Source organism: Acidocella aminolytica 101 = DSM 11237, from assembly GCF_900129125.1.
Taxonomy (GTDB): Bacteria; Pseudomonadota; Alphaproteobacteria; order Acetobacterales; family Acetobacteraceae; genus Acidocella; species Acidocella aminolytica.
Map to the genome: position 1 here is coordinate 1 of NZ_FQVJ01000065.1, position 12650 is coordinate 12650.

Consider the following 12650-nt stretch of genomic DNA (forward strand, 5'->3'; position numbering starts at 1 on the left):
CGCCGTCCGTTCCGGCGTCGCCTCCTGTGAGGAAAAACCGCAAAACCGCCGGAATGACGCGCGATCATCCAAGGCTTCCGACAGTTTCACATCCGAGAGATCATACCAAACCGCCAGCAACATCGCCTTAAACAAGGCCAGAGGCGGCCAGGCTGCTTCACCTTTCGACGCGCCGTAAATGTCATCCAGTATGGCTTCAAGTGGTGCCCAATCAATCAAGCCCGAGAGCTGGTCCAGGGACGATCTACCACACCCGCTATCAGGAAAATGCAATGCTTCCTGTCCAATCCGGCGACGCGGCATCTCAACCTCCAATTCGTCACCATAAAGAATCAGATAAATCCGAGCCGTTGCAACCCTACCCGCGCACAGGTCTCATAAATGCCAAAATGTGGTAGCTATCAGACAAATCCGAGCGAAGGAGCCGCCCGCATGGAGATTACCACGGTCGGCCTAGATCTGGCCAACAATTTGCGGCTTGTCTTGGCTTTACGTCGCTCCAAAATCCAACAGCTTGTATGAAGAAGGCCGGATATCAGCCTGTGTCACCAAGCGCGCTTAAAGCTGCCAGATGGGCATGAAGCATGGGTTTTAGCTGGGCGTGAAGGGTGTCATCCTGAATGGTGGGCAGCAAGCTTGTGAGGAGTTGCATCAGACAGGTTAGATGATGCTGTATGAAGTCAGGTGCGGTGTCCGGCGCTTTTAGCGGGGGCAGGGCTTGCGGAGGCGTACCGCCAAGCCGTTGGATGATAAGACGTAACTGATTGCACCAGCGCGTTTGGTCCGCTGAGAGTCCGGGGAGCAGACCGGTGGGCAGGTCCAACGCCGCCATCTGGAGCAACTGCTCCGCCTGCAACAGGCTGGTGAGGGCGCATAACAACTCGCCGGGCGGTAAAAATCCCATATAGGCGCCGCTTATCTCATGCGCGAGGCAGGCGGGTGAGGCAGGGGGCTTTGCTTGCATGTTTCCGGCCTCCTGAATAAAGAGGTATAAATAATGCATGTTTTTAGCCGTTTGTCATGCGCTTTGTGCAAATGGTGCCACGACCATAGATATGCATGCTTTCTTTGGCTTGGGCATCGGGCTTGAGCGGCTAATCCTGGGTTTTTGTTTGATCTGATGTCTATTCTGCTTCGTTTGACCAGCGTTTGGCAGCGCTTTCTGCCGCAGACCCCCGCAACCAGCCATGGTGAGAAAATGCGGGCCAGTCTGGGGGCTTTGCTGGGGATCGGCCTGACCGGGCTGGTGAGTACAAAGGTGGCTGGAACGCCGGATACGCTTCCATTGCTAATTGCACCGATGGGCGCTTCCGCCGTGCTGTTGTTTGCTGTGCCCGCGAGCCCCCTGGCGCAGCCTTGGTCGATTATGGGGGGGAATCTGGTGGCGGCTATAATCGGCGTGACAGCGGCGCACCTGATCGCGGCGCCGCTGCTGGCGGCGTCCGTCGCCATTTCTGGGGTACTGGCAGCGATGTCATTGTTGCGATGTGTGCATCCGCCCGGCGGCGCGGTGGCGCTAACAGCCGTGCTCGGCGGCCCGCATGTGCTAGCCCTTGGGTATGAGTTCGCGCTGGTGCCGGTGGGGCTTAACTCGTTGCTGCTTTGCCTAGTGGCGATTGCTTTTAACAACAGCACCGGGCGGTCTTATCCGCACCATGCCCATGCGTCGGTTCATCCGCACCCGCCGGTCCGCCAACCGGTGATTAGCGCGGCGGAACTCGATGAGGTGCTGGCTGATTATGGTGAGAATATCGATATCAGCCGCGATGACCTGGAAGCATTGTTCCGGGAACTGGTCGGCCGCACCCAGCGCAACAGGGTTGGCGTGTGAAATGTTTGGGGATGTACAGGGGAAGTGGCGGAGAGACAGGGATTCGAACCCTGGGTACGCTATTAACGTACACACGCTTTCCAAGCGTGCGCCTTAAGCCGCTCGGCCATCTCTCCATCCAGCGTGGGAGCACTCTCTACTCAAATGCGTTGCTTCTGCCAAGCCCAGGGAGGACAAAAAAACGCCGCCCATTGGGGCGGCGTTGGGGGGAGGGGTTAGCCATCCATTTTCAGGGCGGCGAGGAAGGCGCTTTGCGGGATTTCCACCTTGCCGAACTGGCGCATCCGCTTTTTACCTTCTTTCTGCTTTTCTAGCAGCTTGCGCTTACGGCTGATGTCACCGCCATAGCATTTGGCGGTCACGTCCTTGGACAGGGCTGAGATGGTCTCGCGCGCGATAATCCGTCCGCCAATGGCCGCCTGCACGGCGATCTTGAAGAGCTGTTTGGGGATCAAGTCCTTCAGCTTGCCGCAGATGGCGCGCCCGCGTGTTTCCGCCTGGGCGCGGTGGGCTATGAATGAGAGCGCATCCACCGGCTCGGCATTCACCAGAATTGAGATTTTCACCAGGTCCGATTCGGCGTAATCCTCAAGCTGATAGTCGAAGCTGGCATAGCCGCGGCTGACGGATTTCAGGCGGTCGTAGAAATCGAACACCACCTCGTTCAGCGGCAGCTTATAAACCGCCATGGCACGGTTGCCGACGTAGGTTAGGTCGATTTGCTGGCCGCGCCGTTCGGAGCAGAGGGTGAGAATGGCGCCCAGATAATCATCCGGCACCATGATGGTCGCCTTGATCCAGGGCTCCTCGATATGGTCGATGATCGAGCCATCCGGCATGTCCGCCGGGTTGTGAAGCTCCTCCATCTCACCGTTGGTCTTGAATACATGATAGACCACGGAGGGAGCGGTTGCGATCAGGTTGAGGTCGAACTCACGGGAGAGGCGCTCCTGGATGATTTCCAGATGCAGCAGGCCCAGGAAGCCGCAGCGAAAGCCAAAGCCCAGCGCGGCTGAGGTCTCTGCTTCGTAATGGAAGCTGGCATCGTTGAGGCGCAGCTTTGCGAGGCTGTCACGCAACTTCTCGAAATCATCGGCATCAACCGGGAACAGGCCGCACCACACCACCGGCACGGAGGGTTTGAAGCCCGGCAGAGGCGTGGGGGCGGGGCGGCGGTCCTCGGTAATGGTGTCGCCCACATTACAATCCGCCACGGTTTTGATGGCGGCCGTGATGTAGCCCATCTCGCCGGGGCCCATCTCGTCCACCGAGCGCATTTTGGGAGTAAAGACGCCAAGCTGCTCCACCGGATGCACCGCTCCCGTGGACATCATGCGGATCTTTTGGCCCTTTTTCAGCACGCCGTTTTTCACGCGCACCAGAATCACCACGCCGAGATATTGGTCGTACCAGCTATCCACCAGCAGGGCCTGAAGCGCGGCCGCGGCATCGCCCTTGGGCGGTGGTAGCTTGGTGACCAGCGCGTCCAGCACGCCTTCGATATTCAGGCCAGTCTTGGCAGAGATTTCCACGGCTTCCGAGGCATCAATGCCGATCACGTCCTCGATCTGCTGTTTCACGCGCGGCACGTCGGCGGCAGGCAGATCAACCTTGTTGAGTACCGGCACAATCTCGTGGTTCGCATCCAGCGCCTGATAGACATTGGCGAGCGTCTGCGCCTCAACCCCCTGGGAGGCATCCACCACCAGCAACGAGCCTTCGCACGCGGCGAGAGAGCGGCTGACCTCGTAGGCGAAGTCCACATGGCCGGGTGTGTCCATGAGGTTCAGCACATAGGTCTTGCCGTCCTTGGCAGGGTATTCAAGCCGCACGGTCTGCGCCTTGATCGTAATGCCACGCTCTTTCTCGATCTCCATATTATCGAGCACCTGCTCGGTCATTTCACGCGCGGTGAGGCCGCCGCAAAATTGAATAAGCCGGTCGGCCAGGGTGGATTTACCATGGTCGATATGGGCGATGATGGAGAAATTGCGGATCAGTTCGAGAGGTGTGCCGGTCATGGCGGGTCTTTACGGCAAGTTGGGGGGGGATGTCATGGGGCGAATCACGCGGCTTCCATCTCTTGCCGCAAGGCTGCCACCAAAGCGGCGGCGGGCATGGCGCGGGCCAGGGCCGCACCTTGCCCGGCCCATTGCGCGCCAAAGCCGCTCTCGCCCGCCGCTTTGGCCGCCGCGTTCAGGGCCTTACCGGCGTCAAAGGCGATGGGATAGTCCGGCAGCGGCGGCGGATTTTGGGTGACCAGGGCGGTGAAGCGGTTGGCTAGGCAGCGCGCCGGGCGGCCGGAAATCAGACGGGTGAGGCGGGTTTTGTCCGCATCCGGTCCCAGCAAGGCCGCACGGTAGGCGGCGTCCGCAGCGGATTCCGGGCAGGCGATGAAGGCGGTGCCAAGCTGTGCGGCCACCGCGCCCAGCGTCAGCGCGGCCTTGATTCCGGCGCCATCCATGATCCCTCCGGCGGCGATCACGGGCAGGCGGGTGTTTTTCACCAGTAAGCGGGTCAGGGCCAATGTGCTCAGCGCTTCATCCGGCGCCTGCGGGTCGAACACGCCGCGATGCCCGCCAGCTTCGATTCCCTGGGCGATAACCCCGTCAATTCCCGCCTGTTCCGCCAGCCGGGCTTCGGTGAGGTTGGTGGCGGAGGCCAGGAGGATCGCGCCGCTGGCTTTCAGCGCGGCGATGGTCGAGGAATCTGGTAGGCCGAAATGGAAGCTGATGACACCGGGCCGGGTTTCCAGCAGCAGGGCGCGCATCTCCGGGTCATCCAGAAAACTTCTGTAGATTTCGCGCAGTGCGGTTGGCGGGGCGGCGCCGAATTGCTGGAACAATGGGCCCAGCCAGTTCAGCCAGCCTTGCTCGCGCGTGGCATCCGCCACAGCGGGTCGATGGACAAACAGATTCACGTTGAAAAGGCGGTTGGTGGCCTGGCGGACTTGGTCGATCATTGTCCGCGCACCGGCGGCGTTGGTCGCCCCCAGGCCCAGCGAACCCAGCGCGCCCGCATTGCAGACGGCGGCGGCGAGGGCAGGGGTGGACACACCCGCCATTGGCGCCTGCACCAGCGGCAGGGTCAAGCCGAGTTGATCTATCAGGTTCATCCTGTCTCTCCTGTGGCAGCGTGATTCAGCCCGGCACGCGAATGGCGCTCAACCCCGCCGCCAGGGCGGCTCGCATGTCCGGCATATTCAACGCCACGCAGCCCGCCGTGGGAGCGTAGTCCGGTGTGGCGATGTGAAAGAAAATGGCCGAGCCACGCCCTGGCAGGATAGGGGCCAGATTCCAATCCAGTACGCCGATAATGTCATAAACCCCGTCTGCGCGCCAAAGCTCTTCATGACTGGCGGGGTAGGGCAGGCGCACGGGCTTGTTATAGGCGGCATCCGCCGGGGCGTCGCACCAGCCATCGTTGGGGGAAAGGGGCTCCAGCGGCACGGCGCAGCACGGCGGGGCCAGACGGTCCGCACGGTAGAGAATACGGACCAGTTTGAGCAGCCCGGCGGGGGTGGCGCCGTCGCCCTCCCGCTTTTGGGATGTTATGCCCCCGCGCCCATGGGCGGCGCGCAGTGTCAGCCCGGCGCCGCGCAGCGTACCGCCTTGTAGCAGGAACTCAACCAAGCAGATGCCCGAAGCGCTTGGCCTTCGTCTCCAGGTAAGAATTGTTCACGCCGTTCGGGTCGAACTGGTGCGGGACGCGCTCGGTAATGTTGATGCCGCAAGCGCGCAGGGACGCCACCTTCTCGGGATTATTGGTGAGCAGCCGGATTTTTTCGATGCCCAGCGCCTCCAGCATGGCGGCGGCAATGTGGAAATTACGCTCATCCGCCTGCCAGCCCAGCGCCTTGTTGGCGTCCAGCGTGTCCAGCCCTTCATCCTGCAAGGTGTAGGCGCGCAGTTTGTTGATGAGGCCGATGCCGCGCCCCTCCTGCGCCAGATACAGCACCGCGCCGTGGCCTTCCTGCCCCATGCGGGCGATGGCACCTTGAAGCTGCGGCCCGCAATCGCAACGCAGGCTGCCCAGCAGGTCGCCGGTGAAACATTCGGAGTGAAGCCGCACCAGTGGGGCGTCCTGTTTCTCCGGTTCGCCCACCAAAATTGCCATGTGCTCGATTCCCTGGTCCAGCGCCCGGAAGGCGACGAGCCGGGCATCCCGAGCGGCATCCAGCGGCACTGAGACCTCGGCAACCTTCATCAGCGTGGAGGCGAGTTCTAGTGGGTAAGCCAGTAGATCGGCGGCGGGGACGCTTAAGAGATCGGCGCCCTCCTTTCGGCTGGCCCAGCCGGGGCGGACCGGGGCGGCGACCATAGCGGGCAGCAGCCGGGCGAGCTTCCCCAGCGCCAAGGCGGCTTCAGCCTCCACGGGCGGGGTGATCGTCTCAAAGCTGGGCAGAATCTGTTCCATAGTCGGGTCGGCGGCGCGCTTTAAGCTGTCCGCGTCAATCAATGGCCGCGCCAGCTTCAGCGCGATGGCGGGGACGGTTTGCGGCACGTCATGTTTCAGTATCGCCGCGGCGCGGGACGGCGCGAGCAGCAAGGACGCCTCGCCGGTGGAAAGCAGATCGATCAGCCGCAGCCCTTCCGCGCCCACGGTTTCCGCTGGGGCAAGGATCAGAGGGTTACGGGCGGCCAGCACCACCGGTACACCGCGTCTGGCATCGGCGATGGCGCGGTGCACGGCCCTGGTGCGGGGCGTTCCGAGCGGATTCTGGAAGGGCGTTAGGGTGGCAGTCATTTATTTAAAATAATGACTGCGGAAGCATCTGGCCAGAGAGGCTGACACTGCGTTGAAACGCGGTTACTCTAGGAAGTGTATAAAAAGGAGCACAAAATGGCGGGTTCACGTCCCGTGCTAGTGGTGGATGACGACGAGGCCTTGCGTGGCGCGTTGGTGGAGCAGCTACAGGTCAACGGCGAATTCGTGCCGCATGAGGCTGCGTCTCTGGCGGATGCTGAGATCAAGCTCTCCAACGGCGTTCGGTACGATGCGCTCCTGCTGGATGTCGGTCTGCCGGACGGGGATGGGCGGGATTTCTGCCGCAAGCTGCGCGAGCGCGGCATTAAAATGCCGATCATCATGCTAACTGGCTCCAATGAGGAAGAGGACGTGGTGCGGGGGCTCGATTCAGGGGCCAATGACTATTTGGCCAAGCCGTTCCGGCTGAATGAGCTGCTGGCCCGGCTGCGCGCTCATCTCCGCAGCTTTGAAAATTCAGAGGATGCCGAGATCAAGTTGGGACCCTACCGGTTTCGGCCCGCCGCCCGGCAGCTTCTGGATGAGCAGGGCGGCAAGATCCGGCTGACGGATAAGGAAGCCTCGATTCTTAAATATCTTTACCGGGCGGGCCAAGCCGTGCCGCGCCAGACGCTGCTGGAAGTGGTGTGGGGATATAATCAGGGCGTTTCCACCCATACGCTGGAAACCCATGTTTACCGGCTGCGCCAGAAGATTGAGCATGATCCGCAGAATGCGCGGATTCTGGTGACGGATGCTGGAGGCTACCGGTTAAACCCCTGACCCCATCCGGCGATGCCCTCCAGGCAGAGCTGGAAAATTTCCAGTGAGTCGAATGGGCGGCATTGTCCGTCAGGCGGCAAGGTTAGGGGCAGGGTCAGGCTGCCTTCAATCATCAGATTATCGGCCAAGCCAAAATCTTCGATCGCCGTGCCGGGCAAGGCATCGTCCGGCTGGGCGCGCGAGCGTGCCGCGAAGCTGACGGCGCTGTTGGAATAGCCAAAAACCGGCTTGCCTTGCCCCAGAAACCAGCCCAACTCCACCAGCGTGCCCGCATCTGCCGAGGCACCGCGAAACGGGGTGAGGTTGGCGAGAATGGCGTCACTCTCACGCATCATTCGCAAATCATCCGCGTAGATTTCCTGCCAGAGCTGGGCAGCGGGGCGGGCCATGTCCAGGTCCGGGTTGAAGGGGGCAATGCCCGTCATGCCGAATTCAGCACAGAGGCGGCATTTGGCCTCGGCCTGGGCGGCGGCGTTGGGCAGAAACACGTCCGGCCCGGCGAGGTAGAGTTTTAAAGGAGCGCGCATTAGCCACAAGATCAACCGTGCTGCGATTCCTGGTCAATATGTTGTGGGCAGAGCGAATTTTCTTGGCAGAGCGCTGCCTCTTGTCTTCATAATGAATATGCATCGGAATGATGTGCAACGGGCGACTCAAAGCCCGTGTCAGGAGGATACGGAATGTCTAGATTTTCAAGACGTAAGATATTAGCGGCTGGGGCGGCGGGGGGTGCGATAACCGCTACGGCAGCCGCACAGGCGGCGGGTGTATTCGGCAACCCGGATAACCCGCCGGAAGGGAAGATGAACGTCACCAACCCCAACGCTTTTGTTGATCCGGGGCCGCAAAACCCGGCCATGGCCAACCAGATGCCGGCCTTCTTGAACCCGCCGCCTACAGATGTCGGTGGTATGCCGATGTTCTGGTCCTCTTTTAACATCGCCCCCAAACGCGTGCAGGATGGCGGCTGGGCGCGGCAGGTAACAACGGCGGATTTCCCAATTTCGGTGGATATTGCCGGGGTGAATATGCGTCTGGGGTCGGGCGGGATTCGGGAGTTGCATTGGCACCAGCAGGCGGAATGGTCGATTATGACCTATGGCAAATGCCGGGTGACGGCGGTGGACCAGAATGGCCATGCTTTTGTGGCCGACGTGCAGGCCGGGGATTTATGGTACTTCCCGGCGGGTGTGCCGCATTCTCTGCAAGGGCTGGGGCCGGATGGCTGCGAGTTTGTGCTGTGTTTTGATAACGGCGCGGCCTCGGAGGATAATACGCTGCTGGTGACGGATTGGTTTGCCCATACGCCACCTGATATTCTGGCCAAGAATTTCGGCGTGCCGCAATCGGCCTTTGAGAATATCCCGTTACATCAGCGTTGGATTTTCCAAGGTAAGGAGCCAGGGTCTCTGGCCAGCGACATTGCCGAGATCACCCCGGATGCCGGCGCGCCGCCCAACCCGTTCGTGTTCCATCTCTCCACGATGAAGCCCAACCAGCAGACGAAAAGCGGCATGGTACAGATCGCGGACAGTACGAATTTCAAGGCCTCCACGACCATCGCGGCGGCGATGGTGACGGTGAAGCCGGGCGGAATGCGCGCGATGCACTGGCACCCCACCGCCGATGAATGGCAATATTACCTCAAAGGGCAGGCGCGGATGACCGTGTTCAATACCGGACCGCAAGCCATTACCGCCAATTTCAACCCCGGTGATGTTGGTTATGTGAAGAAGAATTTTGGCCATTACATCGAGAATACGGGCAGCGATGAACTGGTGTTTCTGGAGGTGTTCCGCTCGGACAAATATGCCGAGGTCACGCTGATGAACTGGCTGGCTCATACGCCGAAGGCGATGGTTGAGCAGACTCTGAACCTCTCGGCGGAAACTATTTCGCATTTCGCGCGCAAGGTGGAGGATATTCTGCCCTCCTGAACAGCTAACCAAAAGCCCCGCCGCGCTGCGGGGCCTTTGGTTTTTCAGACGGCTTCGGCTAGGCTGGTATGTGAGCGCAGCAGCGCCATCAGCCCGTCAAACGCCTCATTCAGGCTCTTGCCGCTGGTGTTGAAGGTGAGATCCGCCTTGGCGTAGAAACCCACCCGGCTTTCCAGGGTCAGGCGGATATCGTCCACGCCGTTTCGGTTGCCGGGCAACTGGCGCATGTCGCCCTGGGCGAGCACGCGGGCGAAGTGGTCCTCCGGCGTGGCCTGCAGCCAGATTGTCAAGCAGTTGTTAAGCAGGAAATCGAAGGTTGAGGTGTCGCCCACCAGCCCGCCCGCCGTGGCGATTACGCAGGCCTGATGGCCTTGCAGCGATTCCTCCAGCGCCTGCCGTTCATACCGCCGATAGGCGTTGGAACCGTAAAGCGCCTGGATTTCCACCGGCGCACAGCCCGCGAGACGGGTGATCTCCGCGCGCAGCTCTACGAAGGGAAACCCGAGCTTGGCCGCGACCATCTGGCCGAGTGTGGATTTGCCCGCCCCGCGCAGACCGATAAAGGCGATGCGGTTGGCGCGCGTGCCGGTCATGTGGCCATGCGGCCCGCCAAACAACTCGCCCAGAGAGCGCAGCGCGCGTTCAATCTCACAGGGTTCGCGCCCGTGAAGCAAGCGGCGGATGGACAGCCATTCAGGCGAGGAGGTTGTTTCATCGCCCAGAAGCTCGGCCAGCGGGCAGTCCAGCGCCTGTGCCACCTGGGCCAGAACCAGAATCGAGACATTGCCGGTGCCGGATTCAAGATTGGCGAGATGCCGCTCGGACACATCCGCCTCGCCAGCCAGAACGCGGCGCGTCATGCCGCGGCGCGCGCGCAATAATTTCACGCGCTTGCCGAGGCCGTGCAGCAGCTCGGTTTCGTCAATCGGGGTCATGAGGTTGGATTCAATTCGGAAGCCATCGGAGGCCGCTAGCACTTTTTTGCCGGAAGACAAAGGGGGAACAGCGAATAATTGGTAATATAATGCATAAAATTGATGGCGTCAGAGCCCGCCTGAATTTGGCGGCGTGTGGGACCTCTTGCCGGGGGCGGGGGGTGGTGCCATGTCTCAGCTCATGACAGAGCATTACGATCCGGTGGGCTGGCATGGCACCACCATTTTGTCCGTTCGCCGCAATGGCCAGGTTGTCGTGGCCGGGGACGGGCAGGTATCGCTCGGCAACACCGTTGTAAAGGGGAACGCGCGCAAGGTGCGGCGGATCGGCAACGGCAACGTGATCGCCGGTTTTGCCGGGGCCACGGCTGACGCCTTCACCCTTTTGGAACGGCTCGAAGCGAAGTTGGAGCGTTTTCCCAATCAGTTGGAACGCGCCTGTGTGGAGCTGGCGAAAGATTGGCGGACAGACCGCTATTTACGCCGGTTGGAGGCGATGTTGATTGTCGCGGATAAGGAGCGGGGCTTCACCCTCACCGGCAATGGTGACGTGCTGGAGCCGAATGATGGCATTATCGCCATTGGCTCCGGCGGCAATTATGCCCTGGCCGCCGCCCGCGCGCTGATGACGGTGCCTGATCTCACGGCGGAGGAAATTGCCCGCCGAGCAATGAAGATCGCTGCGGATATCTGCGTCTACACCAATGAAAACCTGATTGTTGAAGCGATCTGATGGATATTCCCGTTTACTCCCCCCGCGAGATCGTCTCCGAGCTCGACCGGTTCATCATCGGCCAGAACGACGCCAAGCGCGCCGTGGCCATCGCCCTGCGCAACCGCTGGCGCCGCCAGCAGTTGCCCGAGGATATGCGCGATGAGGTGGTGCCGAAGAACATTCTGATGATCGGCCCTACCGGCTGCGGCAAGACCGAGATCGCAAGGCGCCTCGCCAAGCTGGCCCAGGCGCCGTTTCTGAAAGTGGAGGCCACAAAATTCACCGAGGTTGGCTATGTTGGCCGCGATGTGGAAAGCATCGTGCGTGATCTGGTGGAAGCCTCCATCACCATGCTGCGTGAGCAGAGCCGCAAGGGCGTGGAAGCCAAGGCGGAACTCAATGCCGAGGAACGGATCATCACCGCTCTGGTGGGCGAGAATGCCTCTGCTGACACGCGGGTGAAGTTCCGACGCATGCTCCGCGCCGGTGAACTGGAGGACAAGGAGATCGAAGTCGCGGTTTCCGAGCCGCATGGCACGCCGGTTGGAATTATCGATCTGCCCAACATGCCGCCGGGCGGCGCCATCAATCTGGGCGATATGATGAAAGGCATGTTCGGCCGCCAGGCGCAGAAACGCAAAATGCTGGTGCCCGACGCCCGCAAGGCCCTGGAGCGCGAGGAGGCCGATAAGCTGCTCGATACCGACGCGCTTACCAAGGATGCGGTGACCCATGCGGAGCAGAACGGCATCGTCTTTCTCGATGAGATCGACAAAATCTGCGCGCGCTCCGACAGCGGCTTTAAAGGCGGCGATGTCTCCCGCGAGGGCGTGCAGCGCGATTTGCTGCCCTTGATCGAGGGCACCACCGTTTCCACCAAATACGGTCCGGTGAAGACGGACTATATCCTGTTCATCGCCTCTGGCGCCTTCCATGTCGCCAAGCCGTCTGACCTGCTGCCGGAATTGCAGGGGCGTCTGCCGATTCGCGTGGAGCTGAACTCGCTCTCGCGCGAAGATTTCAAGAGCATCCTTACAGATACCGAGCATTCCTTGCTGAAGCAGTCCGTGGCGTTGCTGGGGACTGAGAAGGTGACACTCACATTCAAGGACGATTCGGTGGATGCCATCGCCTCGCTGGCGTTCGATATCAATGAACGGGTCGAGAATATCGGTGCACGCCGTCTGGCCACTGTGATTGAGCGGATGCTGGAAGATATCTCGTTCTCCGCCGCTGACCGGCCGGGCGAGGAAGTGACCATCGACGCGGCCTATGTGAACGAACGCGTGGCGCCGCTCGCCTCCAAGGGCGATTTGTCCCGGTTTATTCTCTGACCAAATAAAAAGCCGCCTTCCGGGCGGCTCAGACTGCTGACAACCCCCGTCATTTTTGGCGGGGTTTTGTTTTATTTATTGTTTGGCTTGTAATTGTTCTGTTTGTGAGGGGTTTTCCCTCTCAGGCCGGGCTTGGCGTTGGTGCTTTGGTGAGTGCCATGGCGATTTTTTTGATATTTTGTGCGGTGGCGGCGAGCAGGCATTGGCAGGTGACGCCGGTTAAGCCTCGGAAGCGTGCGTAGCGGTGTCCGAGGAGTTGGTTGGCATCGGCGAAGGACCGCTCGACCGTCTCTTTTCGTCGTTTATAGATGGCCTTGCCCCATGAGGTGAGGCGGTTGGCGTCGGTCCGCTCGCGGGCCTCGCGCCAGA

At 61.0% G+C, this 12650-nt stretch carries 14 protein-coding genes and 1 tRNA gene; 5 read left to right on the forward strand and 10 right to left on the reverse strand.

The features are described from left to right. A partial coding sequence (locus tag BUB54_RS18975) for a transposase (RefSeq protein ID WP_139284863.1) occupies positions 1-303 on the reverse strand: 303 nt, incomplete at its 3' end. A 232-nt stretch (positions 304-535) separates the two neighbouring features. After that, positions 536-964 (reverse strand): DUF6306 domain-containing protein, encoded by a 429-nt coding sequence (locus BUB54_RS18980; RefSeq protein WP_139285011.1) that lies wholly within the window; start codon positions 962-964, stop codon positions 536-538. A gap of 156 nt (positions 965-1120) precedes the next feature. Between BUB54_RS18980 and BUB54_RS18985 the strand changes: the two genes are divergently transcribed. Then, the gene (locus BUB54_RS18985) at positions 1121-1831 is read left to right on the forward strand and encodes an HPP family protein (RefSeq protein WP_052948450.1); all 711 of its coding nucleotides are present in this window, start codon (positions 1121-1123) and stop codon (positions 1829-1831) included. 25 nt (positions 1832-1856) lie between these two features. On the opposite strand, the gene BUB54_RS18990 is transcribed toward BUB54_RS18985, so the two are convergent. From BUB54_RS18990 to ribA, 5 genes are all read right to left on the reverse strand, one after another. After that, positions 1857-1947 (reverse strand) — tRNA-Ser (locus BUB54_RS18990). Positions 1948-2046: 99 nt separating this feature from the next. Then, the gene (lepA, locus tag BUB54_RS18995) at positions 2047-3852 is read right to left on the reverse strand and encodes a translation elongation factor 4 (RefSeq protein ID WP_048880354.1); all 1806 of its coding nucleotides are present in this window, start codon (positions 3850-3852) and stop codon (positions 2047-2049) included. Between the two features lie 44 nt (positions 3853-3896). Further along, positions 3897-4946 carry an NAD(P)H-dependent flavin oxidoreductase gene (locus tag BUB54_RS19000; RefSeq protein ID WP_048880353.1) on the reverse strand — a complete coding sequence of 350 codons (1050 nt, stop codon included), beginning with the start codon at positions 4944-4946 and terminating at the stop codon, positions 3897-3899. 25 nt (positions 4947-4971) lie between these two features. Continuing rightward, positions 4972-5463, reverse strand: coding sequence for a L,D-transpeptidase family protein (locus BUB54_RS19005; RefSeq protein WP_082075786.1), 492 nt, complete (start codon positions 5461-5463; stop codon positions 4972-4974). Further along, positions 5456-6577, reverse strand: a complete 1122-nt coding sequence (gene ribA, locus BUB54_RS19010) for a GTP cyclohydrolase II (RefSeq protein WP_048880351.1) — start codon at positions 6575-6577, stop codon at positions 5456-5458. The genes BUB54_RS19005 and ribA overlap by 8 nt, the downstream gene beginning before the upstream one ends. Positions 6578-6673: 96 nt before the next feature. Between ribA and BUB54_RS19015 the strand changes: the two genes are divergently transcribed. After that, on the forward strand, positions 6674-7360 hold the full coding sequence (locus tag BUB54_RS19015) for a response regulator transcription factor (RefSeq protein WP_048880350.1): 687 nt from the start codon (positions 6674-6676) through the stop codon (positions 7358-7360). Here BUB54_RS19015 and BUB54_RS19020 read toward each other — a convergent pair. Next, positions 7342-7887: a nucleoside 2-deoxyribosyltransferase gene (locus tag BUB54_RS19020; protein ID WP_048880349.1), complete on the reverse strand. Its 546-nt coding sequence runs from the start codon at positions 7885-7887 to the stop codon at positions 7342-7344. The genes BUB54_RS19015 and BUB54_RS19020 overlap by 19 nt on opposite strands. A gap of 153 nt (positions 7888-8040) precedes the next feature. Here BUB54_RS19020 and BUB54_RS19025 point away from each other — a divergent pair, with 153 nt between their 5' ends. Continuing rightward, entirely contained in the window at positions 8041-9297 is a 1257-nt protein-coding gene (locus tag BUB54_RS19025) for a cupin domain-containing protein (RefSeq protein WP_048880348.1), read from the forward strand. A 44-nt stretch (positions 9298-9341) separates the two neighbouring features. Here the strand turns inward: BUB54_RS19025 and BUB54_RS19030 are convergent, their stop codons facing one another. Beyond that, positions 9342-10232 carry a helix-turn-helix transcriptional regulator gene (locus tag BUB54_RS19030; protein WP_048880356.1) on the reverse strand — a complete coding sequence of 297 codons (891 nt, stop codon included), beginning with the start codon at positions 10230-10232 and terminating at the stop codon, positions 9342-9344. Between the two features lie 181 nt (positions 10233-10413). On the opposite strand from BUB54_RS19030, the gene hslV reads away from it, so the two are divergent. Together hslV and hslU are read left to right on the forward strand one after the other, a co-directional pair. Next, the gene (gene hslV, locus BUB54_RS19035) at positions 10414-10965 is read left to right on the forward strand and encodes an ATP-dependent protease subunit HslV (RefSeq protein ID WP_073212022.1); all 552 of its coding nucleotides are present in this window, start codon (positions 10414-10416) and stop codon (positions 10963-10965) included. Continuing rightward, positions 10965-12281 carry an ATP-dependent protease ATPase subunit HslU gene (hslU, locus tag BUB54_RS19040; protein WP_048880346.1) on the forward strand — a complete coding sequence of 439 codons (1317 nt, stop codon included), beginning with the start codon at positions 10965-10967 and terminating at the stop codon, positions 12279-12281. The genes hslV and hslU overlap by 1 nt, the downstream gene beginning before the upstream one ends. A gap of 121 nt (positions 12282-12402) precedes the next feature. Here the strand turns inward: hslU and BUB54_RS19045 are convergent. Beyond that, positions 12403-12650: transposase (locus tag BUB54_RS19045; RefSeq protein WP_175556551.1), on the reverse strand; the 248-nt coding region annotated here is incomplete at its 5' end.